We start from the raw sequence: 24152 nt of genomic DNA on the forward strand, positions 1-24152 counted from the left end.
GACAGCGCCGGCCCGGCATCAACAATGGCGTGTTATCCTCTGGCGCGTTTCGCCGCCTGGTGGCCCGCGAGGGTGCCGAAGATGATGATATCCGCCACCGCGTTACCCCCGATACGGTTGCCGCCGTGGATCCCGCCAACCACCTCACCGGCGGCGTAGGCGCCGCGGATCGGCTGCCGGGCAACGTTCAGCACTTCGCCATCGGTGTTAATGGTCACGCCGCCCATGGTGTGGTGCACCCCCGGGGCGATACGAATGGCGTGGAACGGACCTTCGTTAATCGGCGCGCGCAGCGCGGTGGTACGGCCAAACTGTTCATCATGCTGTTTTTCCACCGCCCCGTTGTAGCACTCGAGGGTGGCGAGGAAGGCATGGTAATCCATCCCCAGTTTCTCCGCCAGTTCACGCGGCGAGCTGGCGCTGGTGACGAAGCCTTTGGCGATGTACTCATCGGCGGCTTTGTTTTTCGCCCGCACATGTTCGTCAAAGACGATGTACGCATAGTGTTCCGGCAGGGCGATAATCGCCGCGGAGACTTTATCGCGGGTCTCCATTTCGTTGAAGAAGCGGTTACCCTGCTGGTTGACGAGGATCGCCCCACCGCCGCGAATCGACTCGGAAATCAGATAGGAGGTCTGCTGTTCAACGGTCGGGTGAATTTGAATTTCGCCCATATCCACCGTGTCGGCGCCGATACGTTCCAGCAGCGCGATACCGCTCCCGGTGGCCCCTTTGTGGTTGGTGGTGACGAACCCTTCGAGGTCAGGACGATACTTCACCACCATCGCGCTGTTGGCGCTGAAGCCGCCGGTGGCCACCACAATGCTTTTGGTCTGGACTTCAATGATCTCGTTTTCGTCGTTGATCAGACGCACGCCGCTGACTTCATCGCCGCTCATCAGGATCTCCTCCACCGAGGTATCCAGCAGGACGTCGATGCCGCGTTTGGTGATGTTGCGCACCAGGCCGCTAATCAGATAGCCGCCGACCGCTGACCCGTCGCGCGGACGGTGGGTGCGGTCAATGCTCATCCCGCCGGTGGTGGTGATATCGTTGAGCATAATGCCGCGGTCAGCCAGCCATTCAATGGCTTGCGGGGCATTCTCCACGAAGCGGCGCAGCAGCTGCGGGTTGTTTTTATTGTGCCCGCCTTTCAGGGTTTCCTGATAGAACAGCTCTTTGCTGTCCTGAATGCCTTTCACGCGCTGGAAGCGGGTCTCCGCCGCGTTCATCCCGGCGGAAGCCTTGATGGTGTTCCCGCCAATGGTCGGCATTTTCTCGACGATCAGCACGCTGGCGCCTTCGTCGTGAGCCTGAATGGCGGCCGCCAGACCGGCGCCGCCGCTGCCGACCACCACCACATCATAGCTTTTCGGCGCGGCGTCATTGCCGCCCTCTTCCGCCGCCAGCGCTTTGCTCGATTTCAGCATCGCTTTGGCGACCGCTTTTTTCACCGCCTCGCTCTGGCTGGTGGCCCCGGAAATAGCGTCCACGTGCGGGGTATTGGCGGTCAGAATACGTTCGCGGATCTCTTCGAAGCTGGTGGTGAACTCCACGGTCTGCACCGGGCTCGCCGCCAGTTCGATATCGGCGATATGGTCATTTTCGAGGCTGACGTTGATCACCAGCTCATTGGCGTCATCCTGAACGGTTTCAACAAACATCCCCGGCTTAAATTTGGCGTCGCCCATGCTCATGTCGCGGATCATCGCTTCCACCAGCGAGAAGCGCCACAGCGGTTCCGGAATGTGCAGCGCCTCGCGCTGGGTGCTGTCGATAAACAGCTCCAGCTCTTCACCCGCGGCGATACGAGCCGCCCAGTCCGGATAGGCGATGCAGGCGCGGCCCACGGCGATCAGGTCATAGCCGTGATCGAGGCCCAGCTCGGCATCGGCGACGTTAACCACCCCGCCGACGCCCATCACCGGCACCTGAGCCAGAGTGTCAGAGCGCATGGCGCAGTATTTCTCAATCAGCGGCGTTGGGTCGCAGGTATCAACGATAGAGGGACGCAGAGTCGCGCCCACCGAGAAGTGCAGATAATCGACGCCGCGAGCGGCCAGTTTTTCCAGCAGATACATGGTGTCGTCGAAGCGGATCCCCGGGACCTCCATCTCTTCCGGCGAGAAGCGGTAACCGATGATAAAGGCATCGTCAGCGTACTGGCGGGCCATTTTATGGGTGATGTCGAGCACCGCCAGCGGGAAACGAGCACGATTGTCGCGGCTACCGCCCCACTCATCGTCGCGCTGGTTGGAGTTCGGCGAATAGAACTGCTGAATGAGATAGGTGTTAGCCCCGTGAATTTCGACTCCGTCGAAACCGGCGAGGATAGCGCGACGGACCCCATCGCCAAACTTGGCGATCATGCCTTCCACTTCGTCTCCGCTCAGCGCCCGCGGCATCGCGGCGCCCTCACGCGGGGCGGCGATAGCGCTCGGCGCCACCGGCTGGCGACCGCCGATCAGCTGCGGGTCGACCATGCGGCCGCCGTGATAGATCTGCAGAATCGCTTTCGAACCTTTCCCTTTAATCGCTTCGGCGATTTTCGCCAGGCCGGCGATTTTTTCATCGTTATCGATACCGATAGCACCCGGGAAGGCCAGGCCGTAGTCATCAATAAAGCAGCACTCGACAATAATGGTGCCGATGCTGCCGGCGCGAGCGCGATAGTACTCCACCAGCTCGCTGGTGACAGTCCCATCGAAATAACCGGTGCAGGTGGTCATCGGCGCCATGAGCAAACGGTTTTTCAGCTCCGTACCATTTGGTAAAGTAAATGGCTGCAGAATTCGTTCGTTACTGGTCATAAGTTACGCTCCAGATTTTAAAATATTAAAAATTCAGAATGGGGTGACGGAATCATTAATGGTTGTGGTTTTTTAATTCCTGTTGTCATGCCAATAATATAACGGGTTTTTTAGTTACTAAATCAATTACGTTAGTTATAAAACTATTTAACCCCAGCAATAACATCGCTACCTCTATTGTATTATTAAAATAATAAATAGCATTTACATAATACAAATGAACGATAACATTTCAGATACTTACGTTAACATTCACAACGACCAAACTCGCGCACATTACAGCTATTATTCAGCAACTTACGAAACACATGGAAAAATTAGCATTAATTGCTTATTTTTATTTTAACATTTACCGATATTTTCGCCAAAATAACACCTCATCACATAGGGTTATACTGATAATAAAAAAATAGTGAAATCACCTGCTTTTCTTGATCTTGATCAATTGCAACGGCCATTGAAAGCGCAATATATAAATAACCAATAAATTTAATTTAACGCCCATCAAATCGCGTTAAATAATCGCCCCAACGATACTCAGAAACGCAAAATAAAAACTAAAGAAACTTTTGTAATTAAAGAAACCACTGAGCGCATCGCTGGCGTAAACGTTATTTTCAACAACTTGCAGATACTCATTATGAAAGAGAAAAAGACAACCATACCGCCTGCCGGTGCAGTCAATCCAACGACTGCGAATAAAAAACGTCTCCTGATGATGGCGCTGCCGATTATCGTTGCCGTGCTGTTACTCTTCGTCCCGGTCCCGGACGGCCTGCCGCCGTACGCCTGGCACTACTTCGCTATCTTCGTCGGGGTGATCGTCGGGTTGATTTTTGAACCACTGCCTGGCGCCGTTATCGGCATCACCGGCGTGGTGGTCATCGCCCTGTGCAGTCAGTGGCTGCTGTTCAGCCCGGAACAGATGGCCGCACCTGGCTTCAAAATGGCCGGCGCCTCCTTTAAGTGGGCGGTGAGCGGCTTCGGCAACTCCACCGTGTGGCTTATCTTCGGCGCCTTTATGTTCGCCGCCGGCTACGATAAAACCCAGTTCGGCCGCCGCCTGGCGCTGATTCTGGTGAAATATCTCGGCCGTCGCAGCCTGACGCTGGGCTACGCCATCACCTTCGCGGATCTGCTGCTGGCGCCGTTTACGCCGTCGAATACCGCGCGCAGCGGGGGCACCATCTACCCGATTATCGCCAACCTACCGCCGCTGTACGGTTCAAAACCGAACGATCCGAGCGCGCGTAAAATCGGTTCCTATCTGATGTGGGTAGCGATCACTGCCGCCTGTATCACCAGCTCGATGTTCCTGTCGGCACTGGCGCCGAACCTGCTGGCGCTGGCGCTGGTAAAAAGCATTGTCGGTATCAACATTTCCTGGGGCACCTGGTTCATCGCCTTCCTGCCGCTTGGCGTACTGCTGATCCTGACCATGCCGCTGCTGGCCTACTGGTTCTACCCGCCGGAAGTGAAAGTCAATAACGAAGTGCCGCTGTGGGCCGCTCGTGAACTGGAAAAACTGGGCAAACTGTCGCGCAATGAGATCCTGCTGCTGGTGTTCGTCTGCTTCGCGCTGATGATGTGGATCTTCGCCGCCGACTGGATTGAACCGGCTCTGGCCGCCCTGCTGGTTATCGTGCTGATGCTGTGGACCGGCGTGCTCTCCTGGAGCGATATCACCAACAACAAAGCGGCGTGGAACACCTTTGTCTGGTTCGCCACCCTGGTGGCGCTGGCCGACGGCCTCTCCTCTACCGGCTTTATCGCCTGGCTGGGTAAAGAGGGCGGCGCGCTGATGAGCGGTATCTCCCCGGGGATGGCGACCATCGTCCTGCTGCTGGCGTTCTACCTGCTGCACTATCTGTTTGCCAGCACCACCGCGCACACTACCGCGCTGCTGCCGGCCATGCTGACCATCGCCGCCACCATCCCGGGGATGAATATGGAAGTGTTCGTTCTGCTGATGGTGACCTCGCTGGGCGTGATGGGGATCATCACCCCGTACGGTACCGGCCCAAGCCCGATCTACTACGGCAGCGGCTATCTGCCGACCAAAGATTACTGGCGCCTCGGCACCATCTTTGGCGCCATCTTCCTGGCCGCCCTGCTGCTGATTGGCTATCCGTGGATGTCCATGATGTTCTGATTCATAACCGCCGGGACCACCCCGGCGGTTTTATCTTTATGGAGTAAGTGATTATGTCGACTAAACCGTTTGTTTATCAGGATCCGTTCCCGCTGGCGCACGACGATACCGAATACTATCTGCTCAGCAAAGCGCACGTCTCCGTCGCCGAATTTGACGGCCAGGAAGTGCTGAAAGTGGAACCGCAGGCGCTGACCCTGCTGGCGCAGCAGGCCTTCCACGACGCCGCCTTTATGCTGCGCGTCTCCCATCAGCAGCAGGTCGCTTCGATTCTGCTCGACCCGGAGGCCAGCGATAACGATAAATATGTCGCCCTGCAGTTCCTGCGCAACTCGGAAATCGCCGCCAAAGGCGTCCTGCCCACCTGTCAGGACACCGGCACCGCCATCATCATGGGTAAAAAAGGCCAGCGCGTCTGGACCGGCGGCGGCGACGAAGCCGCCCTGGCGCAGGGCGTGTACAACACCTATACCGAAGATAACCTGCGTTACTCGCAGAACGCCCCGCTGGATATGTATAAAGAGGTCAACACCGGCACCAACCTGCCGGCGCAGATCGATCTCTACAGCGTCGACGGCGACGAATATAAATTCCTGTGCATGGCGAAAGGCGGCGGTTCCGCCAATAAAACCTATCTCTATCAGGAAACCAAAGCGCTGATCACCCCGGCGAAGCTGAAAAACTATCTGGTGGAGAAGATGCGTACCCTCGGCACGGCGGCCTGCCCGCCGTACCATATCGCCTTTGTCATCGGCGGCACCTCGGCGGAAGCGACGCTGAAAACCGTCAAGCTGGCCTCCACCCGCTACTACGACGGTCTGCCAACTGAAGGCAACGAGCACGGTCAGGCGTTCCGCGATGTGCAGCTTGAGCAGGAACTGCTGCAGGAAGCGCAAAACCTCGGCCTCGGCGCGCAGTTCGGCGGCAAATATTTCGCCCACGATATCCGGGTGATCCGCCTGCCGCGCCACGGCGCCTCCTGTCCGATCGGCATGGGCGTCTCCTGCTCCGCCGACCGCAACATCAAAGCCAAAATCAACCGCGACGGTATCTGGATTGAGAAACTGGAGAGCAATCCAGGAAAATATATCCCTGAACATCTGCGTCAGCAGGGCGAAGGCAAGGTGGTCAGCATCAACCTGAATCAGCCGATGAGCGAGATCCTGGCACAACTGTCCGCCCATCCGGTTTCCACCCGCCTGAGTCTCAACGGCACTATTATCGTCGCTCGCGATATCGCCCACGCCAAGCTGAAAGAGCTTATCGATAATGGCGAGGAACTGCCGCAGTACGTGAAAGATCACCCGATCTACTACGCCGGCCCGGCCAAAACGCCTGCCGGTTACGCCTCCGGCTCCCTCGGCCCGACCACCGCAGGCCGCATGGACTCTTACGTCGATCTGCTGCAGTCCCATGGCGCGAGCATGGTGATGCTGGCGAAAGGCAACCGCAGCCAGCAGGTCACCGACGCCTGCCACAAACACGGCGGCTTCTACCTCGGCAGCATCGGCGGCCCGGCGGCGGTGCTGGCGCAACAGAGCATCAAGAGCCTTGAGTGCGTGGCGTATCCGGAACTGGGGATGGAGGCGATCTGGAAAATCGAAGTGGAAGATTTCCCGGCGTTTATTCTCGTCGATGATAAAGGCAACGATTTCTTCCAGCAGATCCAGAACAAGCAGTGCGCCGGCTGTAAACAGCACGGCTAACGCCCCCCTCTGGCGCTAACAGCAGGCCGTCGCCGTTCAGGTGACGGCTTTTTTTATGCCCGCGCCGCGCCAGCTTGAATTCACTTCCTGCCCGGCTATGCTCAACGACAAGTCGTCCCTTGAATGCTGAAAAATAACAATAATTCCCTTTCCCGGGTTGATGCTGACCCTCGGGTCGACCGGGACGATGCCCCAGCCGTCGCGCCGCAGGAGGGTGAGAAATAAGGGATAACGTAGCGGCATTTCCGCCGGGTGGCGGCGTACGCCTTACCCGGCCTACAGGGGCCGTGCAGCCAGCAGTTAATTAACCCACTTGCGCGACTGAAACTGCCGGTGCTGGCGACCTCAACATCGCTGAGACGTTCCCGGAAGACGGGGGCACAGGTGGCGTCTGTTCCTTACCCGGCCGACAACGACTGCCGGGCAATCCGACCTGGACGACGACTCAACCCTGCGCGGCGTCAATGTCGTCAAACACCTGCTGCGCCAGATGCATCGTGGCATTGGCCGCCGGCAGTCCGCAGTACAGCGCAGAGTGCATGATCAACTCTTTCAGCTCATCGCGGGTCACCCCGTTGTTAAACGACGCGCGCAGATGCATCTTCAGCTCCGCCTCGCGATTGAGAGCAATCAGCATGGCAATGGTGATCATACTGCGGGTGTGGTGGTCGAGCCCCGGACGGGTCCAGGTCTCACCCCAGGCGTAGCGGGTGATAAAGTCCTGAAACTCTTCGTTCAACGGCGTCAGATGCTGCAGCGTACGGTCGACGTGGGCGTCGCCCAGTACTTTGCGCCGCACCGCCAACCCGTCCTGATAGCGCTGTTTATCCTCCATGGCGTTCTCCCTGGAAAAAGCTCAGCAGCGCTGAAGTAAAGCTTTTCGCCGCCTCAATGTTTGACAGATGCGATGCCGGCAGAACTACCACCTGGGAGGCGGGGATCTGCTGCTGCAGGAAATTAGCGTCACCGACCGTGGTGACAGGGTCACTTTCCCCGGCGATGATTAACGTCGGCAGCGGGATCTGCCCTACTTCGCCCCGCAGGTCGGCGGCGGCCAGCGCCTCACAGCAGGCGGCATAGCCTTCGGCGTCGGTATGGGTCAGCTGGTGACACAGGGCCTCCACCACCTCCGGCGCCTGCTGGCGAAACGCGTGGGTGAACCAGCGATCCGCCGCCCCGGCGGCCACCACCGCCATTCCCTCCTGGCGTACCGCCCGCGCCCGCGACAGCCAGCTGGTCTGATCGCCGATGCGCGCCGCGGTGTTCGCGACGGCCAGACCATAAAAACGCTCTGGCGCAAAGCGGCCCAGCCACAGACCGGTCAGACCGCCCATCGAGATCCCGCAGAACCAGGCGCGGTCGATATTCAGATGATCGAGCAGCGCAATCACATCTTCTCCCAGCTGGGCGAGGGTCACTTTGCCATTTTTCGTCGTTTTACCGTGGCCGTGGGTGTCGTAGCGCAGCACCCGGAAATGGGCGGTTAACGCCTCTGTCTGCGGCTGCCACATCGCCCGGGTGGTACCCAGCGAGTTGGAGAGAACGATAACCGGCGCACCTTCCGGTCCGTCGAGTTGATAATCAAGATTCATCATGTTGCTCCTGATAACGCGCCAGCACCTGGCGCACAAAGCGTTCGGCGCTGCCGGTCGCCGTTGCCGGGTCCAGCAGCGTGGTTAAGCGTTCGCGGGAGAGATACTGACTAACCTGCGGGTCTGCCGCGAGCAGATCGACCAGCGGGCAGTGGCGGTCCAGCGCCTGACGGCACAGCGCCTCAATATGATGGTGCGCCTCAGCTTTGCCGATGCATTCCGCCAGCGCCAGGGTCACCGCCTCAGCCATGATCAGCCCGTGGGTGATATCGAGGTCGGCGCGCATCTTTTGCGGGAAGACCTGCATGTCGCGCACCAGCGCCTCGCTTTGCGCCAGCGCCCCGCCCACCAGGGTAATCAGCTCCGGCAGGGTCTCCCACTCCGCCTGCCAGCCGCCCAGCGCCCGCTCGTGCTGCTGAATCTGGCAGGCGTAGAGGGTGGCCATCAGACCCGGGGTGCGCTGGGCGGCGGTCAGGATCGCCGCGCAGGCCACCGGATTGCGCTTATGCGGCATCGTCGACGAGCCGCCGCGCCCTTCCGCTACCGGCTCGCCCACCTCCGCCACTTCGGTCTGCATCAGCAGGGAGAAGTCGTTAGCGAATTTCCCCAGGGTGCCGCAGACGCCAGCGAACCAGGCGCCTGCCTCCAGCAGCCGATCGCGCTGGCTGTGCCACGGGGTATCCGGTAGCGACAGACCGAGGTTCTGCGCCAGCGCCTGGCCAACCGCCGGTCCTTGCGCTTTCAGCGCGTCCAGGGTCCCCGCGGCGCCGCCGAACTGCAGCACCAGCAGACGCGGACGCATCTCCCGCAGCCGCTGCTGCCAGCGCAGCAGCGCGTCGAGAGTGCCCGCCAGCTTCAGACCAAAGGTCACCGGCAGCGCATGCTGCATCCAGGTCCGGCCCGGCATCACGCTGTGGCAATGACGGTCGGCCTGCCCGGCGAGGGCCGCCAACAGTCGCTCAAGCAGTTGCTCGGCGGCATCCAGCGCCCCGCGCAGCTGGAGCACCAGCCCGGTGTCGATAGCATCCTGACTGGTGGCGCCCCAGTGAACGTAGCGCGCGGCGTTTGGATCCCGCGCTTTTACCTGGGCCGTCAGCTGTTTCACCAGCGGGATCGCCAGATTACCCGCCCCCACAGCCGCCTCGCCCAGGGCGGTAAAATCGATCGCCTCGTGGCGGCAGGCCGCGACAATCGGCCCGACCACCGCTGTCGGCACCATCCCGCAGGCGGCCTGCGCCTGGGCCAGCGCCGCTTCAAAATCCAGCATGCCCTGCACCCGCTGCGCGTCGCTGAACCAGTCGGTGAGCGGACTGCTGCGCAGCATCGGGGTCAACAAACTCATTCTGGCTCCTTAAACACGTTCAATAATCAGGGCGATCCCCTGCCCGACGCCGATGCACATGGTGCACAGCGCGTAGCGGCCGCCGGTCCGTTTCAGCTGGTAAGCCGCGGTCATCGCCAGGCGGCCGCCGGAGGCGCCGAGCGGATGCCCCAGGGCGATCGCCCCGCCGTTGGGGTTCACATGGGCGGCATCGTCCGGTAAGCCCAAATCGCGGGTCACCGCCAGCGCCTGGGCGGCGAAGGCTTCATTCAGCTCGATCACATCCATCTGGGCTAACGTCAGACCGGTCTGCGCCAGCACCTTCCGCACCGCCGGCGCCGGGCCAAAGCCCATAATGCGCGGCGCCACCCCGGCCGTCGCCACGCCGACCACCCGGGCCAGCGGCTGAAGATCGTTGGCCGCCAGCGCGGTTTCGCTGGCCAGCAGCAGCGCGCAGGCGCCATCGTTAACGCCTGAGGCGTTGCCGGCGGTGACACTGCCGTCGGCGCGCACCACGCCGCGCAGTTTCGCCAGCGCCTCCAGCGAGGTGCTGCGCGGGTGTTCATCGCGACTAAACCGCAGCGGCTCTCCTTTACGCTGCGGCACCTGGACGGCGATCAGCTCATCGGCAAAATGCCCAGCCTCCTGGGCCGCGGCGGTGCGCAGTTGACTGCGTAAGGCGAACGCATCCTGATCGGCGCGGGAAATGGCAAACTCATCGGCGACATTTTCCGCCGTCTCCGGCATGGAATGCACGCCGTACAGGGCTTTCATCTGCGGGTTAATAAAGCGCCAGCCGATGGTGGTATCCTCCATCTGCATGCTGCGGCTAAAGGCGCTCTCCGCTTTACCCATCACAAACGGCGCCCGGGACATACTCTCCACGCCGCCGGCGATCATCAGCTGCGTCTCCCCGCTTTTAATCGCCCGCGCCGCGACGCCGATCGCATCGAGGCTGGAGCCGCACAGGCGGTTGATGGTGCTGCCGGGCACGCTCTCCGGCAGCCCGGCCAGCAGCAGCGCCATCCGCGCCACGTTGCGGTTGTCTTCCCCGGCCTGGTTGGCGCAGCCAAAGATCACATCGTCAATGCGCGAAGGATCCAGTCCCGGGTTACGCTCCAGCAGCGCTTTCAGCGGCAGCGCCGCCAGATCGTCAGCGCGCATCGTCGCCAGGGTACCACCAAAACGGCCAAAGGGTGTACGCACCGCATCACAGATAAATGCCTGATTCATCATAGGTTCCTTACGCGCTTTCCGCCAGTTGTTCAAAGGTCAGCGTCACCGGAGTGATGCGCTGCAGCTCTTCAAAAGAGAGACCGTTAAAGATTTCCCGCACCACCGGGCCGCGGTCGGTAATGTCGATCACCGCCAGGTCGGTATAGATCCGGCTCACGCAGCCGACGCCGGTCAGCGGGTAGCTGCACTGTTCCACCAGCTTGCACTCGCCGTCGCGGGTCAGATGGTCCATCATCACAAACACCTGGCGAGCGCCGATGGCCAGATCCATCGCCCCGCCGACCGCCGGGATGGCGTCCGGCGCGCCGGTGCTCCAGTTGGCGAGATCGCCGCTGGCGGAGACCTGATAGGCCCCCAGCACGCAGATATCGAGATGGCCGCCGCGCATCATGGCGAAGGAGTCGCCATGGTGGAAATAGCAGCCGCCCTGCAGGAGGGTGACGTACTCTTTACCGGCATTGATCAGCTCGGGATCTTCTTCTCCGGGCTGCGGCTTCGGCCCCATGCCCAGCAGGCCGTTCTCGCTGTGCAGGAACACCTCTTTGTCGGCAGGCAGGTAGTTGGCAATCCGGGTCGGCAGGCCAATGCCGAGGTTAACGTAAGCGCCTTCGGGGATATCGCGGGCCACGCGCTGGGCCATTTCGTCACGGGTCAGTTTTTGCATCTCGGGTTCCTCAGGCGCGCTGTGCGGCAGTCAGGTTTTCCAGCGAGAACACGCGCTGGACGAAAATGCCGGGGGTGATGATGTGTTCCGGGTCGAGGTCGCCCAGCGACACCAGCTGCGAGACTTCAACGATGGTGGTTTTCGCCGCCGTCGCCATAATCGGGCCAAAGTTGCGCGCTGCCTTGCGATACACCAGGTTGCCCCAGCGGTCGCCCTGGTGGGCTTTAATCAGCGCGAAATCGGCTTTGATCGGATACTCCAGCACATAGTGGCGGCCGTCGATTTCCCGTGTCTCCTTGCCTTCCGCCAGCGGCGTGCCGTAGCCGGTGGGGGTAAACACCGCCCCCAGCCCGGCGCCGGCGGCCTGGATCCGCGCCGCGAGGTTGCCCTGCGGCACCAGCTCCAGCTCCACTTTGCCGCGGCGATAGAGGTCATCGAAAATCTGGGAATCGACCTGGCGCGGGAAGGAGCAGATCATTTTGCGCACCCGGCCAGCCTTAAGCAGCGCCGCGAGCCCCACTTCGCCGTTGCCGGCGTTGTTGTTAATGATGGTCAGGTCGCGGGCGCCCTGGTCAATCAGGGCGTCAATCAGAAAGGTCGGCTGGCCGGCGGGACCAAAGCCGCCGATCATAATAGTCGCCCCGTCGTGGATCCCGGCGATGGCCTCGCTCAGCGTCGATACGCTTTTATCAATCATCAGGTCGCTCCATTGATGTGCGGTAATCGCACTTTTAATCGTTGTTCGCACAAAATGTGACCCGCTTAACGATGTCGGTCAAGGGCGATAATCGAAATATGGTGCGATAATCGAACATCGGTTATCTTTAGCGAAAGAATGTGATCGATGGCAAATATGGGGAACAGAAATGGACAAGCATCCAGACGATTTACTGACCGGCGACGGCGATCCGTTTAAGGGCGATCCTAACTTCATGGCCTCGCTGGCGCGCGGCCTGGAGGTGATTCAGGCATTCACGCCGCAGCGGCCCCTGCTGTCTATCTCACAGATCAGTCAGAAGACCGGCATTCCGCGCGCAGCGGTGCGCCGCTGCCTGTATACCCTGAGCAAGCTGGGGTTCGTTTATGCCGAAGACGGTAAGCATTTTCAGCTGCGGCCGCGGATCCTGGCCCTGGGGCACGCCTGGCTGGCCTCGACGCCGCTGGCGCGTTCGGCGCAGCCGGTGCTGCGGCATCTGAGCGAAATGCTCAATGAATCCTGCTCCATCGCCACCCTCGACGGGGACGATATCCTGTATATCGCCCGCGCTTCCAGCTCGCGGATCATGACCATCGACCTCGATATCGGCAGCCGCCTTCCGGCGTGGGCGACCTCGATGGGTCGGGTGCTGCTCAGCCATCAGCCGGAGGAGAAGCTCAACGACATGCTGGCCCGGGTAACCATGATCCGCTATACCCCGCAGACGGTGGATTCGGTGGCGAAGCTGCGCGCCGAGCTGAAACGGGTGCATCAGCAGGGGTATGCCCTCAACGATCAGGAGCTGGAGATGGGCCTGCGCTCCCTCGCGGTACCGCTGTTTAACGCCCAGGGGCAGGCGCAGGCGGCGCTGAACGTCGGGGTGCATGCGGGCCAGATGTCGGCCCGCGAGATGATCGACCGCGTGCTGCCGGAGCTGCAAAAAGCCGCTCGCGAGCTGACGCTGCTGCTGCGCTAACGGCTGCGCTTGGCGTGCCGCTCCCAGGTCTCCTGCTTCGCTTCGGCCGATTTACGCAGCGCGACATAGCAGGCGCCGCTACCGCCATGATGTGGTAGCGCGGCGCAGAAGGCCTGCACCTCCGGCAGCTCTTCCAGCCAGCGCGCCAGATAGCTGCGGATGATATTGGCATGGGACTGGTCGTCGCGGCCTTTGCCGTGAACGATCAGCACATTGCGTAACCCCTCTTTCTGCGCCTGCACCATAAAGGCGAAGAGCATCTGCCGGCACTGTTCCACCGGCTGGCGCAGCAGGGAGAGGCTCGCCTGCTGGCTGTATTTCCCCCGCCGTAGCTTATCCAGCACACCGCTCTGCAGCCCTTCGCGCTTAAACGCCAGCGGCGTGGCGAGCGGTACGATATCGAGATAGCCGGTAGTGAGAAAATTATCCAGTTGCAGGGTGTCGACGCGCTGCGGGGCGCGACTGTTGCGCCCGGGATGCCAGTGCACGTCATTGTTACGTTTCAGAGGCTGGACATCTTCCATGGCGTCAAGAAACAGGGATTTGTCATCAAGGTTCATGGGCTCTCCTCCAGCGGCTGTCGCCAGCTACTATAGCCGCCTCGCGCTCCCCCCTCAACGCGTTTAGCCCCGTCTGCTGGCAAAGTGAGCGCGACGGGCGGTTAAGGAAACAATTGTCGACTCTGGCGGCGAAACAGGGTGATTAATGACGCCGTTAGCGGCGTCTGCCGGGTGTCGCGCCGCTGGATCAGAAAATAGGCCGCCGTCGGCAACGCTTCGCGGACGGGGATCATCATCAGCTTGTCCGCCATCATCGGATCGTTGCCGAGCTCCACCGGCAGGATACTGAGAAAATCGCTTTTCACCACCAGGCTGATGCACGACGAAAAGGTCTCGCACACAATATCCACCTTTGGCGCCAGCCCGGCCTGATTAAACCGGTCCTGCAGCTGTTTAAAGTAGCTGCCACGCGGCGTCGGCATGGTCCAGTGGTGATCCATCAGCTCCACCAGCGAGGTGGCCTGCGCCGCCGGATGCCCCGCGCGGGCGAAGACCGCGAACGGTTTCTCAAACAGTTTTTCAAAGCTGAACTCATGGTCGTACGGCCCGGGATAGTAGGTGTTGATGGTGAAATCCAGCTCCCCCTGGCGCAGCTCATTGATCATCGCCAGCAGCTGGCCCTCCATGATCCGCACCTTCACCTGCGGATGCTGCTGATGAAAGCGGCAGATCACCGACGGCATCAGTGACCGGGCGACGCTGGCGCCAAGGCCAATATTGATCTGCCCGGCCTGCTCTCCCTGGCGCTGCAGCAGTTCATCCTGCGCCGCCCGCAGCTCCTCGAGGATCAGGCTCGCATGTTGATAAAAACTTTCGCCATCGTCAGTCAGCGCCACCCCCTGGCGGCGGCGGACGAACAGCTGAGCGGAAAGCCCCTCCTCCAGCTCTTTAATCGCTTTGGTCAGGGCCGGCTGCGAGACCGCCAGCGAGCGGCTGGCGCCGCGAATACTCCCTTCCCGGGCCACCTCGACGAAGGCGCGAATTTGATGAAATTTAATCTGAAATGCCATGCTTTTGGTGATAACCGTTGTTTATCAGACGGAAGAAAATGACATCTACTGTAATCCATCAGGCTGTGGCAGGTTAAGAGCGTTAAGGCCTGTAGCGCGTCAGTGATAAACAAAAGCTATCACATCGTGAACGCCGTCACATTTTTTACTTATGACAGGATAAGCTATGCCGCAACTTGATGAATACCTGCGCCAGCTGGCGCCAGCCATGACCCAATGGCGCCGCGATTTTCACCTGCACGCTGAATCCGGCTGGCTGGAGTTTCGCACCGCCAGCAAGGTGGCGGAGATCCTCGACGGACTCGGCTACCAGCTGGCGCTGGGGCGTGACGTCATCGATGCCGACAGCCGGATGGGGCTGCCGGATGAGGAGACCCTGACCCAGGCTTTCGAGCGCGCCCGCGAGCAAGGGGCGCCGGAACGCTGGTTGCCGGCGTTTGAAGGCGGGTTCGCCGGCGTGGTGGCGACGCTCGACACCGGACGTCCCGGCCCAACCCTGGCCTTTCGCGTCGACATGGACGCCCTCGACCTCAATGAGCAGCACGATGACAGCCACCGCCCCCATCGCGACCATTTCGCCTCCTGCAACGCCGGCATGATGCACGCCTGCGGCCACGATGGACATACCGCCATCGGGCTGGGTCTGGCGCATGTGCTGAAGCAGTATGCCGCCCAGCTTAACGGGGTCATTAAACTGATTTTCCAGCCTGCTGAAGAGGGTACCCGCGGCGCCCGCGCGATGGTGGCCGCCGGCGTGGTGGACGAGGTGGACTATTTCACCGCCATCCATATCGGCACCGGCGTTCCGGTCGGCACCGTGGTGTGCGGGGGGGACAACTTTATGGCCACCACCAAATTCGATGTGCAGTTTAGCGGCGTGGCCGCCCATGCCGGCGGTAAGCCTGAAGATGGGCGCAACGCGCTGCTCGCCGCCGCCCAGGCCGCCCTTGCTCTGCACGCCATCCCACCGCACAGCGCCGGCGCGTCGCGGGTCAACGTTGGGGTGATGCAGGCTGGCACCGGACGCAACGTGGTGCCCTCTTCGGCCCTGTTAAAAGTGGAAACCCGCGGCGAAAGCGAAGCCATCAATCAGTATGTTTTTTACCGGGCGCAGCACGTCATCGCCGGGGCCGCGGCGATGCATCAAGCCGGGTACGAGTTACGCATGATGGGCGCGGCCACCGCCAGCGCCCCGTCGCCGGCGTGGGTGGCGTACCTGCGCGAACAGGCCGCCCTTGTGCCCGGCGTGCAGCAGGCGGTGGATCGCATCGCCGCCCCGGCGGGATCGGAAGACGCCACCCTGATGATGGCCCGGGTCCAGGCGCGCGGCGGCCTCGCCTCGTACATGATATTCGGCACCGAACTGAGCGCCGGTCACCACAACGAGAAGTTTGACTTCGACGAGAGCGTAATGACGGTCGCGGTCGACACCCTGGCGCGCGTCGCGCTTAACTTTCCCTGGCAGCGGGGGGTGTGATGGAACCCATCTTTCAGTTTGTGGACGAGGTGATTGAGGCAAGCCGCGAGACGTATTGCGCTATCGCCGATGATATCTGGGATCACCCGGAGACGCGCTTTGAGGAGTTCTGGTCCGCCCGCCGGCTGGCGGACGCCCTGGAAGCGGAAGGTTTTCAGCTTACCCGGGATGCCGGCGGGATCCCCAATGCTTTTATCGCCAGCGTCGGCGAGGGCCAACCGGTTATTGCCCTGCTGGGCGAGTTTGACGCCCTGGCGGGTCTTAGCCAGCAGGCCCACTGCGCGGAGCCGACATCGTCGACGCCGGGGGGCAACGGTCACGGCTGCGGGCACAATCTGCTCGGGACGGCGGCTTTCGCCGCGGCGGTGGCCGCTAAAAAATGGCTGCAGCAGCACGGCGGCGCAGGCACCCTGCGCTTCTACGGTTGCCCGGGAGAAGAAGGCGGCTCGGGCAAAACCTTTATGGTGCGCGAAGGGCTGTTTGATGACGTCGATGCGGCCCTCACCTGGCATCCGGAGGCCTGGGCCGGGATGTTCAGCAACCGCACCCTCGCCAACATTCAGGCGGCGTGGCGCTTTACCGGCACCGCCGCCCACGCCGCCAATTCGCCGCACCTGGGGCGAAGCGCCCTGGACGCGGTCACCCTGATGACCACCGGCAGCAACTTCCTGAATGAACATATTATCGAGAAGGCGCGGGTTCATTACGCCATTACCGATACCGGCGGCGTCTCGCCCAACGTCGTCCAGGCCCAGGCGGAAGTGCTGTATCTGATCCGCGCGCCGGAGATGGCCGACGTGGAACAGATTTTTGCCCGCATTGAGAAGATTGCCCAGGGGGCCGCGCTGATGACCGAGACCCACGTCAGCTGCCGCTTTGAAAAAGCCTGCTCGGGCTATCTGCCCAACCGCACGCTCGAAGCGGCGATGTACCAGGCGGTATGCCATTACGGCACGCCGGCATGGAGCGACGACGAGCGCGCCTTTGCCGCGGCGATCCGCGCCACGCTCAGCGACAACGATATCAACAACAGCCTGAACAATATCGTCGGCACCGGCGGCGAGGCGGGGAAAACCTTCGCTCGTCGCCACCGCGACACGCTGTTGATTGATGAGGTGGCGCCGTGGGCGGCCACGGATACGCTCCTCGCCGGCTCCACCGACGTCGGCGATGTCAGCTGGAAAGCGCCGGTGGCCCAGTGCTTCAGCCCCTGCTTCACGGTGGGTACCCCGCTGCACAGCTGGCAGCTGGTGAGCCAGGGACGCACCGCCATCGCCCATAAAGGGATGCTGCTGGCGGGGAAAGTCCTCGCGGCGACGGCGATCCGCTTATTCAGCGACCGCGCGCTGCTGGAGGCCAGCCAGCGAGAGCTCAGGCAAGCGCTGGCCGAACATCCCTACCGCTGCCCGATCCCGGCGGAGGTGAGACCGTCGGTTTTACGCTAACCATACAGACCAGACCGCTCCTGACAGACGCTGACCGGCATCGCGGCACGCACCGACCATAATAACCGCCGGCAGTACGGGAGCAGGCCTGCCTAACACAACAACGACAACAGAGGAACGCCCATGAGTATGTCATCCATACCGTCGCCTTCCCCCGCCGGAAAGCGCTATGGCTGGGTAGAGAAGATCGGTAATAAGGTCCCGCACCCGTTTTTGCTGTTTATCTATCTTATCGTGGCGCTGATCGCCGCCACGGCGATACTCTCCGCCTTCAACGTCGGGGTCCAAAACCCTGCGGACGGGTCGCGGGTGGTGGTCAAAAACCTGCTCAGCGTGGAAGGGTTGCACTGGTTTCTACCGAACGTGATTAAAAACTTCAGCGGATTCGCGCCGCTGGGGGCGATCCTCGCCCTGGTGCTGGGCGCCGGCTTTGCCGAGCGGGTAGGCCTGTTGCCCGCGCTGATGGTGAAGATGGCCTCCCACGTTAGCGCCCGTTATGCCAGCTATATGGTGCTGTTTATCGCCTTTTTCAGCCATATCTCTTCCGACGCCGCGCTGGTGATCATGCCGCCGCTGGGGGCGCTGATGTTTCTCGCCGTCGGTCGGCATCCGGTCGCCGGCCTGCTGGCGGCCATTGCCGGCGTGGGCTGCGGCTTTACCGCCAATTTACTGATCGTCACCACCGACGTGCTGCTCTCCGGGATCAGCACCGAGGCGGCCAAATCCATCGATGCCTCTCTGCACGTCAGCGTGATCGACAACTGGTACTTTATGGCGACCTCAGTGATCCTCCTGACCCTCGTCGGCGGTTTGATCACTGACAAGCTGGTGGAGCCGCGGCTGGGCCAATGGCAAGGCAGTCGTGATGACAAGCTGCAGACCCTGACCGCCGAGGAGCGTTTCGGCCTGCGCATCGCCGGCGTGGCGACGCTGGCGTTCGTGGCGGTCATCGCCCTGATGGTGGTTCCCGAAAACGGCATTCTTCGCGATCCGGTTCAGCACACGGTCATGCCCTCGCCGTTTATCAAAGGCATCGTGCCGCTGATCATCTTTTTCTTCTTTGTCGTGTCGCTGGCTTACGGCATCGCCACCGGCAAAATTCGCCGCCAGGCCGATCTGCCGCAGCTGATGATTGAGCCGATGAAAGAGATGGCCGGTTTTATCGTGATGGTCTTCCCGCTGGCGCAGTTCGTGGCGATGTTCAACTGGAGCAATATGGGTAGGTTTATGGCCGTTGGCCTGACGGACCTGCTGGAGAGCGCCGGCATGAACGGTGTCCCGGCGTTTGTCGGTCTGGCGCTGCTGTCGGCTTTTCTGTGTATGTTTATCGCCAGCGGCTCGGCCATCTGGTCGATTCTGGCGCCGATCTTCGTGCCGATGTTTATGCTGCTGGGCTTCCACCCGGCGTTTGCGCAGATCCTGTTTCGCATCGCCGATTCATCGGTGCTGCCGCTGGCGCCGGTTTCACCGTTTGTGCCGCTGTTTCTCGGTTTTTTACAGCGCTACCGACCGGACGCCCGCCTCGGGACATACTATTCGCTGGTGCTCCCTTACCCGCTGATTTTCCTCGCCGTCTGGCTGCTGTTGCTGGTGGGATGGTATCTGGCAGGACTGCCCATCGGCCCTGGCATCTATCCGCGGCTTCCTTAAGCCGTTGAAGCGCCAGGGACGGCGGCTTACGCTTAACGCGGCACCTTCACTTTGACCTTGCGGGGGAGATCCGCGGTTCCGGCGAAGATGCCGAAAAGCGCGCGATACCCGCGTTCGAGCAACAGCGTGAGGCCATGGATAACCAGGCCGCTGAAGATCAATACGATTACGCCAGTCAGTATATATTGCATAGCCCCACCTCTGAGTTATTAACCGCGCCGCGCCGACGCGGCGGCACCTTCCCGGGCGCGCAAAGCTGCGCGGAGGACCGGCGTCGTCAGCTTAAAAGTAGCAAAAACCATGCCCGATAACCCGCCAGGATCGATCCAAAAATAAATCAACGTAACGGCCGCTGGATGCCGGTCGTCGGGTTTATCTTTTGGGAGTATAGTTGACCGCCGCCGGCGCGTGGTATCGTGTGGCCCTCGTGTACGATGGTGGATGACCGAAACGATGTTGACCTTGCTGCAGGATAAAATGGATACCCCGCTGGGGGCGCTGTGGGTGCTCTGCGACGAACAGTTTAATTTGCGCGCCGTCGAGTGGGACGAGCACCGCGATCGGATGGAGACCCTGCTCGATGTACACTATCGCCGGGAAGGCTATCAGCGCGTCGACTGCCGCAATCCAGGCGGTCTCAGCAGTAAGCTGAACGACTATTTTGCCGGCGACCTGGCCGTTATCGAGACCCTGCCTACCGCCACCGCCGGCACCCCTTTCCAGCGCCAGGTCTGGCGGGCGTTACGCGAGATCCCCTGCGGCCAGGTGATGCACTACGGTCAGCTGGCCGAGGCGCTCGGTCGTCCCGGCGCGGCGCGCGCCGTGGGGGCCGCCAATGGCGCCAACCCGGTGAGTATTGTGGTGCCCTGCCATCGGGTCATCGGGCGTAACGGCACGATGACCGGCTATGCCGGCGGCGTGCAGCGTAAAGAGTGGCTTCTGCGCCACGAGGGCTATCTGTTGCTTTGACTGAAAATGCGTTTTCGGAATTTTCAGGTAATTTTACAATCCAATGTGGCTGAATAATCTATTTTTAATCAAGCAGATATCAGCCTGTGTTGATTTACCCTGCTGATATTACGTGTTTCAGAGCCTGAAGACTTACCTGCTCATCAAAAAGATGTTAAAATTGACCAATATCAATTAAGGCCTGAGCAGACATATGATCCCTGAGAAGCGAATTATTCGACGCATTCAGTCTGGCGGTTGTGCTATCCATTGTCAGGATTGCAGTATCAGCCAGCTCTGCATCCCCTTTACTCTGAACGAGCATGAGCTTGATCAGCTGGATAATATTATCGAGCGGAAAAAGCCCATCCAGAAAGGTCAAACCTTGTTCAAAGCCGGTGATGAGCTGAAATCGTTGTACGCCATTCGCTCCGGGACCATCAAAAGCTACACCATCACCGAGCAAGGCGATGAGCAGATTACCGGCTTCCATCTGGCGGGCGATCTGGTGGGCTTCGACGCCATCGGCACCGGCCTGCACCCGAGCTTCGCCCAGGCGCTGGAAACCTCGATGGTGTGCGAGATCCCCTTTGAAACCCTCGACGATCTTTCCGGAAAAATGCCGAATCTGCGTCAGCAGATGATGCGCCTGATGAGTGGTGAGATCAAAGGCGACCAGGATATGATCCTGCTGCTTTCAAAAAAGAACGCCGAAGAGCGCCTGGCCGCGTTTATCTATAACCTGTCCCGCCGTTTCGCGCAGCGCGGTTTCTCTCCCCGCGAGTTCCGACTGACCATGACCCGCGGCGACATTGGCAACTATCTCGGCCTCACCGTCGAAACCATCAGCCGTCTGCTGGGGCGTTTCCAGAAGAGCGGCATGCTGGCGGTGAAAGGCAAATACATCACCATTGAAAACGGCGACCTGCTGGCCCAGCTGGCCGGTCAGGCGCGCAACGTCGCTTAATCTCCGCGCAACACCTGGTCAGGATCGGCATTTTTTTCAGATTTGTTGATCTGACCAGGCTCCTCCCCTGTTTCAATTCATCCATATAGGTTATCTTTTTAATAACTGACGGTAGCTGCAGTTGTAAGGAGACCCTGTATGGCGAAGTATCAGAGCATGCTGGTAGTAATCGATCCTAACCAGGACGACCAGCCGGCGCTAAGGCGAGCGGTGTACCTGCACCAACGGATTGGTGGACGCATCAAAGCCTTTTTGCCGATCTATGATTTTTCTTATGAAATGACCACCCTGCTGTCGCCGGACGAACGGACGGCGATGCGTCAGGGCGTCATTGCCCAACGAACGGCCTGGATCCGCGAGCAGGCGAAATTCTATCTTGAATCCGGTGTGCCGATTGACGTGAAAGTGGTGTGGCACAACCGCCCCTTCGAAGCCATTATTCAGGAAGTGATCAGTGAGAAACACGACCTGCTGCTGAAGATGGCCCACCAGCACGACAAGCTGGAAGCGGTGATCTTCACCCCGACCGACTGGCATCTGCTGCGTAAGTGCCCCTGCCCGGTCTGGATGGTGAAAGATCAGCCGTGGCCGGAAGGCGGTAAAGCGCTGGTCGCCGTCAATCTGGCCAGTGAAGAGAATTATCACAACACCCTCAACGAGAAGCTGGTTCGCGAGACGCTGTCGCTGGCGGAAGAAGTCAACCACACAGAAGTACACCTTATCGGCGCCTATCCGGTCACCCCGATCAATATCGCGATTGAGCTGCCGGATTTCGATCCCAGCGTCTACAACGACGCCATTCGCGGTCAGCATCTGCTGGCGATGAAAGCGCTGCGGCAGAAGTTTGGCATTGACGAGAAATTCACCCACGTGGAAAAAGGGTTGCCTGAGGAGGTGATCCCGGATCTCGCCGAGCATCTGCAGGCGGGGATCGTGGTGCTGGGTACGGTCGGACGCACCGGCCTTTCTGCGGCGTTCCTTGGTAATACCGCGGAGCAGGTCGTCGACCACCTGCGCTGCGATCTGCTGGTGCTTAAACCTGAGGCCTATCAGACGCCGGTGGAACTGGACGACGACGACGACGATTAACCTTCCCTCCCGGAACGTTCACCTTCCCCCGCCTCGCGGGGGATTTTTTTGCCCGCTTTCCCTCAGGCACAAAAAAGGGCCGCTTGCGGCCCCGTCATTGCATGGCGATCATGAACGACTCAGTGGATACCCAGACGCCAGGCCAGATCGATCTCCTCTTTCAGCTCCAGCGAGGAGAGCGCCATCAGGTCAGCAAACTCCAGCTCCAGCAGTTTAAGTTTTTTCAGATACTGCGCTGGGGTCATGACGGTAGTGTCGCGGCGTAAGAATTCGATGGCCATCTGCGTTGGGGTTAACTCGGTATCCATAATATCCTCTGTCTGATGTAAGAACCGGAACATTATATCACCTTTCGCCGCTTATTTTATGAACAATTCCTGGCATCCTTCTGCATATAAAAAAGCCGTCTCACAGGAGACGGCTTATAAACAAACGTTGTAAAACAATAATGTTACATTACAGCGCTTTCAGGATCGCATCGACGCTGGCTTTGGCATCGCCAAACAGCATATGGGTGTTCTCTTTAAAGAACAGCGGGTTCTGTACGCCGGCGTAACCGGTGTTCATCGAACGCTTAAAGACCACCACGTTCTGCGCTTTCCACACCTCAAGCACCGGCATACCAGCAATCGGGCTCTTCGGATCGTCCTGCGCCGCCGGGTTGACGGTATCGTTAGCGCCAATGACCAGCACGGTGTCGGTGTCGCTGAAATCATCGTTGATCTCATCCATCTCCAGCACGATGTCGTAAGGCACCTTGGCCTCCGCCAGCAGGACGTTCATATGCCCCGGCAGACGGCCGGCGACCGGGTGAATGCCAAAGCGCACCTTAATGCCGCGCGCCCGCAGCTTCTCGGTGATCTCGGCCACCGGATACTGCGCCTGGGCCACCGCCATACCATAGCCCGGGGTGATGATGACCGAGTGCGAATTTTTCAGCATCTCCGCCGTCTCTTCGGCGCTAATTTCGCGGTGCTCGCCCACTTCTTCATCGCCGCCGCTGGAGGAACCATCGGTGCCGAAGCCGCCGGCGATCACGCTGATAAAGGAGCGATTCATCGCCTTACACATAATGTAAGAGAGGATGGCGCCGGAAGAGCCCACCAGCGCGCCGGTGACGATCAGCAGGTCATTGCTCAGCATAAAGCCCGCCGCCGCCGCCGCCCAGCCCGAGTAGGAGTTGAGCATAGAGACCACCACCGGCATGTCCGCGCCGCCGATAGAGGCCACCAGGTGCCAGCCGAAGGCCAGCGCGATCGCGGTCATCACCAGCAGGCACAGGACCTGGGTGCCGGTGCTGTCGGAGCGCACGAAAATCACCATCAGTACGAAGGAGACCACCAGCGCCGCCAGGTTCAGCTTATGGCGATTAGGCAGCATCAGCGGTTTGGAGGAGATCTTGCCGCGCAGTTTACCAAACGCCACCACCGAACCGGTGAAGGTCACCGCGCCGATGAAGATGCCGAGGAACACTTCGGTCAAATGGATATTGACCAGAATCTGCTCCATACCGGTTTCATGCTGCAGGTAGCTGTTAAACCCTACCAGCACCGCCGCCAGGCCCACGAAGCTGTGCAGGATGGCCACCAGCTCCGGCATCTCGGTCATTTCGACCTTCTTCGCCAAACGAATACCGATGGCCCCGCCGATCACCATCGCGAGGATAATCCAGCCGACGTTGCCGGCGTCCGGCCCCAGAATGGTGGCGATCAGAGCGATGGCCATCCCGGCGATGCCGAAATAGTTGCCCTGCTGCGAGGTTTCGTGTTTCGACAGACCCGCCAGGCTGAAAATAAACAGGATTGCAGCAACAATGTATGCAGCTGTAACTAATCCACCAGACATGTGCTAC

22 protein-coding genes are annotated in these 24152 nt (G+C 60.4%); 9 read left to right on the forward strand and 13 right to left on the reverse strand.

The genetic code is table 11. From position 1 onward, the window contains the following. Positions 1 to 32 precede the first annotated feature (32 nt). A complete protein-coding gene (locus ACOI7D_RS19300; RefSeq protein WP_087824886.1) occupies positions 33 to 2810 on the reverse strand; it encodes a flavocytochrome c in 2778 nt (925 codons plus the stop codon). Positions 2811 to 3450: 640 nt separating this feature from the next. Between ACOI7D_RS19300 and ACOI7D_RS19305 the strand changes: the two genes are divergently transcribed. Continuing rightward, the gene (locus ACOI7D_RS19305; RefSeq protein WP_049092623.1) at positions 3451 to 4962 is read left to right on the forward strand and encodes an anion permease; all 1512 of its coding nucleotides are present in this window, start codon (positions 3451 to 3453) and stop codon (positions 4960 to 4962) included. Positions 4963 to 5015: 53 nt separating this feature from the next. Continuing rightward, positions 5016 to 6668 carry a class I fumarate hydratase FumA gene (gene fumA / locus ACOI7D_RS19310; protein WP_023289520.1) on the forward strand — a complete coding sequence of 551 codons (1653 nt, stop codon included), beginning with the start codon at positions 5016 to 5018 and terminating at the stop codon, positions 6666 to 6668. Between the two features lie 36 nt (positions 6669 to 6704). Here the strand turns inward: fumA and ACOI7D_RS19315 are convergent, their stop codons facing one another. The 7 genes from ACOI7D_RS19315 to ACOI7D_RS19345 form a co-directional block, all read right to left on the reverse strand. Next, the gene (locus ACOI7D_RS19315) at positions 6705 to 6911 is read right to left on the reverse strand and encodes a hypothetical protein (RefSeq protein ID WP_044522742.1); all 207 of its coding nucleotides are present in this window, start codon (positions 6909 to 6911) and stop codon (positions 6705 to 6707) included. 202 nt (positions 6912 to 7113) lie between these two features. Further along, entirely contained in the window at positions 7114 to 7503 is a 390-nt protein-coding gene (gene pcaC / locus ACOI7D_RS19320; RefSeq protein WP_023289519.1) for a 4-carboxymuconolactone decarboxylase, read from the reverse strand. After that, positions 7493 to 8260: a 3-oxoadipate enol-lactonase gene (pcaD, locus tag ACOI7D_RS19325; protein WP_101976775.1), complete on the reverse strand. Its 768-nt coding sequence runs from the start codon at positions 8258 to 8260 to the stop codon at positions 7493 to 7495. Before pcaD ends, pcaC begins: the two co-directional genes overlap by 11 nt. Further along, complete coding sequence (locus tag ACOI7D_RS19330; protein WP_101976774.1) at positions 8250 to 9602, reverse strand: 3-carboxy-cis,cis-muconate cycloisomerase; 1353 nt, start codon at positions 9600 to 9602, stop codon at positions 8250 to 8252. Before ACOI7D_RS19330 ends, pcaD begins: the two co-directional genes overlap by 11 nt. A gap of 9 nt (positions 9603 to 9611) precedes the next feature. Then, positions 9612 to 10814 carry a 3-oxoadipyl-CoA thiolase gene (gene pcaF, locus ACOI7D_RS19335; RefSeq protein WP_023289516.1) on the reverse strand — a complete coding sequence of 401 codons (1203 nt, stop codon included), beginning with the start codon at positions 10812 to 10814 and terminating at the stop codon, positions 9612 to 9614. Between the two features lie 10 nt (positions 10815 to 10824). Beyond that, a complete protein-coding gene (locus ACOI7D_RS19340) occupies positions 10825 to 11481 on the reverse strand; it encodes a 3-oxoacid CoA-transferase subunit B (protein ID WP_023289515.1) in 657 nt (218 codons plus the stop codon). 10 nt (positions 11482 to 11491) lie between these two features. After that, a complete protein-coding gene (locus ACOI7D_RS19345) occupies positions 11492 to 12178 on the reverse strand; it encodes a 3-oxoacid CoA-transferase subunit A (protein WP_023289514.1) in 687 nt (228 codons plus the stop codon). A 169-nt stretch (positions 12179 to 12347) separates the two neighbouring features. Here ACOI7D_RS19345 and ACOI7D_RS19350 point away from each other — a divergent pair, with 169 nt between their 5' ends. After that, positions 12348 to 13154 (forward strand): IclR family transcriptional regulator domain-containing protein, encoded by an 807-nt coding sequence (locus ACOI7D_RS19350; RefSeq protein WP_023289513.1) that lies wholly within the window; start codon positions 12348 to 12350, stop codon positions 13152 to 13154. On the opposite strand, the gene smrA is transcribed toward ACOI7D_RS19350, so the two are convergent. After that, positions 13151 to 13714: a DNA endonuclease SmrA gene (gene smrA, locus ACOI7D_RS19355; protein ID WP_048297433.1), complete on the reverse strand. Its 564-nt coding sequence runs from the start codon at positions 13712 to 13714 to the stop codon at positions 13151 to 13153. The genes ACOI7D_RS19350 and smrA overlap by 4 nt on opposite strands. 101 nt (positions 13715 to 13815) lie before the next feature. Continuing rightward, complete coding sequence (locus ACOI7D_RS19360) at positions 13816 to 14724, reverse strand: LysR family transcriptional regulator (protein ID WP_044522727.1); 909 nt, start codon at positions 14722 to 14724, stop codon at positions 13816 to 13818. Positions 14725 to 14890: 166 nt separating this feature from the next. Between ACOI7D_RS19360 and ACOI7D_RS19365 the strand changes: the two genes are divergently transcribed. From ACOI7D_RS19365 to abgT, 3 genes are all read left to right on the forward strand, one after another. Further along, entirely contained in the window at positions 14891 to 16201 is a 1311-nt protein-coding gene (locus tag ACOI7D_RS19365) for a M20 family metallo-hydrolase (protein WP_109547396.1), read from the forward strand. Then, positions 16201 to 17646 carry a M20 family metallopeptidase gene (locus ACOI7D_RS19370; protein WP_109547397.1) on the forward strand — a complete coding sequence of 482 codons (1446 nt, stop codon included), beginning with the start codon at positions 16201 to 16203 and terminating at the stop codon, positions 17644 to 17646. The genes ACOI7D_RS19365 and ACOI7D_RS19370 overlap by 1 nt, the downstream gene beginning before the upstream one ends. Before the next feature lie 123 nt (positions 17647 to 17769). Beyond that, on the forward strand, positions 17770 to 19296 hold the full coding sequence (gene abgT / locus ACOI7D_RS19375; RefSeq protein WP_049013443.1) for a p-aminobenzoyl-glutamate transporter: 1527 nt from the start codon (positions 17770 to 17772) through the stop codon (positions 19294 to 19296). Positions 19297 to 19328: 32 nt separating this feature from the next. Here the strand turns inward: abgT and ACOI7D_RS19380 are convergent, their stop codons facing one another. Next, positions 19329 to 19487, reverse strand: coding sequence for a hypothetical protein (locus ACOI7D_RS19380; RefSeq protein ID WP_060590821.1), 159 nt, complete (start codon positions 19485 to 19487; stop codon positions 19329 to 19331). 262 nt (positions 19488 to 19749) lie between these two features. On the opposite strand from ACOI7D_RS19380, the gene ogt reads away from it, so the two are divergent. From ogt to uspE, 3 genes are all read left to right on the forward strand, one after another. Next, positions 19750 to 20265 carry a methylated-DNA--[protein]-cysteine S-methyltransferase gene (gene ogt / locus ACOI7D_RS19385; protein WP_023289506.1) on the forward strand — a complete coding sequence of 172 codons (516 nt, stop codon included), beginning with the start codon at positions 19750 to 19752 and terminating at the stop codon, positions 20263 to 20265. A 193-nt stretch (positions 20266 to 20458) separates the two neighbouring features. Next, on the forward strand, positions 20459 to 21211 hold the full coding sequence (fnr, locus tag ACOI7D_RS19390) for a fumarate/nitrate reduction transcriptional regulator Fnr (RefSeq protein WP_004887031.1): 753 nt from the start codon (positions 20459 to 20461) through the stop codon (positions 21209 to 21211). A 138-nt stretch (positions 21212 to 21349) separates the two neighbouring features. Then, positions 21350 to 22300, forward strand: coding sequence for a universal stress protein UspE (gene uspE / locus ACOI7D_RS19395; RefSeq protein ID WP_004887033.1), 951 nt, complete (start codon positions 21350 to 21352; stop codon positions 22298 to 22300). A gap of 119 nt (positions 22301 to 22419) precedes the next feature. Here uspE and ACOI7D_RS19400 read toward each other — a convergent pair whose 3' ends face one another. Then, positions 22420 to 22608 (reverse strand): YdiH family protein, encoded by a 189-nt coding sequence (locus ACOI7D_RS19400; protein ID WP_004887037.1) that lies wholly within the window; start codon positions 22606 to 22608, stop codon positions 22420 to 22422. A 148-nt stretch (positions 22609 to 22756) separates the two neighbouring features. Continuing rightward, entirely contained in the window at positions 22757 to 24145 is a 1389-nt protein-coding gene (gene pntB / locus ACOI7D_RS19405) for a Re/Si-specific NAD(P)(+) transhydrogenase subunit beta (protein WP_023289505.1), read from the reverse strand. Between the last annotated feature and the right edge of the window lie 7 nt (positions 24146 to 24152).

The sequence above is a fragment of the Klebsiella sp. C360 genome (genome assembly GCF_048822415.1).
Classification (GTDB): domain Bacteria; phylum Pseudomonadota; class Gammaproteobacteria; order Enterobacterales; family Enterobacteriaceae; genus Klebsiella; species Klebsiella quasipneumoniae.

Excerpts from the sequence above, each read along its gene's own strand:
- ACOI7D_RS19345 (WP_023289514.1), bottom strand. The coding sequence starts at position 12,178 with ATGATTGATAAAAGCGTATCGACGCTGAGCGAGGCCATCGCCGGGATC.
- pcaC (WP_023289519.1), bottom strand. The coding sequence starts at position 7,503 with ATGGAGGATAAACAGCGCTATCAGGACGGGTTGGCGGTGCGGCGCAAA.
- ACOI7D_RS19315 (WP_044522742.1), bottom strand. The coding sequence starts at position 6,911 with ATGCCGCTACGTTATCCCTTATTTCTCACCCTCCTGCGGCGCGACGGC.
- ACOI7D_RS19300 (WP_087824886.1), bottom strand. The coding sequence starts at position 2,810 with ATGACCAGTAACGAACGAATTCTGCAGCCATTTACTTTACCAAATGGT.
- ACOI7D_RS19360 (WP_044522727.1), bottom strand. The coding sequence starts at position 14,724 with ATGGCATTTCAGATTAAATTTCATCAAATTCGCGCCTTCGTCGAGGTG.
- pcaD (WP_101976775.1), bottom strand. The coding sequence starts at position 8,260 with ATGAATCTTGATTATCAACTCGACGGACCGGAAGGTGCGCCGGTTATC.
- ACOI7D_RS19330 (WP_101976774.1), bottom strand. The coding sequence starts at position 9,602 with ATGAGTTTGTTGACCCCGATGCTGCGCAGCAGTCCGCTCACCGACTGG.
- smrA (WP_048297433.1), bottom strand. The coding sequence starts at position 13,714 with ATGAACCTTGATGACAAATCCCTGTTTCTTGACGCCATGGAAGATGTC.
- ACOI7D_RS19380 (WP_060590821.1), bottom strand. The coding sequence starts at position 19,487 with ATGCAATATATACTGACTGGCGTAATCGTATTGATCTTCAGCGGCCTG.
- pcaF (WP_023289516.1), bottom strand. The coding sequence starts at position 10,814 with ATGAATCAGGCATTTATCTGTGATGCGGTGCGTACACCCTTTGGCCGT.
- fnr (WP_004887031.1), top strand. The coding sequence starts at position 20,459 with ATGATCCCTGAGAAGCGAATTATTCGACGCATTCAGTCTGGCGGTTGT.
- ogt (WP_023289506.1), top strand. The coding sequence starts at position 19,750 with ATGTTGACCTTGCTGCAGGATAAAATGGATACCCCGCTGGGGGCGCTG.
- ACOI7D_RS19365 (WP_109547396.1), top strand. The coding sequence starts at position 14,891 with ATGCCGCAACTTGATGAATACCTGCGCCAGCTGGCGCCAGCCATGACC.
- ACOI7D_RS19370 (WP_109547397.1), top strand. The coding sequence starts at position 16,201 with ATGGAACCCATCTTTCAGTTTGTGGACGAGGTGATTGAGGCAAGCCGC.
- ACOI7D_RS19350 (WP_023289513.1), top strand. The coding sequence starts at position 12,348 with ATGGACAAGCATCCAGACGATTTACTGACCGGCGACGGCGATCCGTTT.
- ACOI7D_RS19305 (WP_049092623.1), top strand. The coding sequence starts at position 3,451 with ATGAAAGAGAAAAAGACAACCATACCGCCTGCCGGTGCAGTCAATCCA.
- ACOI7D_RS19400 (WP_004887037.1), bottom strand. The coding sequence starts at position 22,608 with ATGGATACCGAGTTAACCCCAACGCAGATGGCCATCGAATTCTTACGC.
- abgT (WP_049013443.1), top strand. The coding sequence starts at position 17,770 with ATGAGTATGTCATCCATACCGTCGCCTTCCCCCGCCGGAAAGCGCTAT.
- fumA (WP_023289520.1), top strand. The coding sequence starts at position 5,016 with ATGTCGACTAAACCGTTTGTTTATCAGGATCCGTTCCCGCTGGCGCAC.
- ACOI7D_RS19340 (WP_023289515.1), bottom strand. The coding sequence starts at position 11,481 with ATGCAAAAACTGACCCGTGACGAAATGGCCCAGCGCGTGGCCCGCGAT.
- pntB (WP_023289505.1), bottom strand. The coding sequence starts at position 24,145 with ATGTCTGGTGGATTAGTTACAGCTGCATACATTGTTGCTGCAATCCTG.
- uspE (WP_004887033.1), top strand. The coding sequence starts at position 21,350 with ATGGCGAAGTATCAGAGCATGCTGGTAGTAATCGATCCTAACCAGGAC.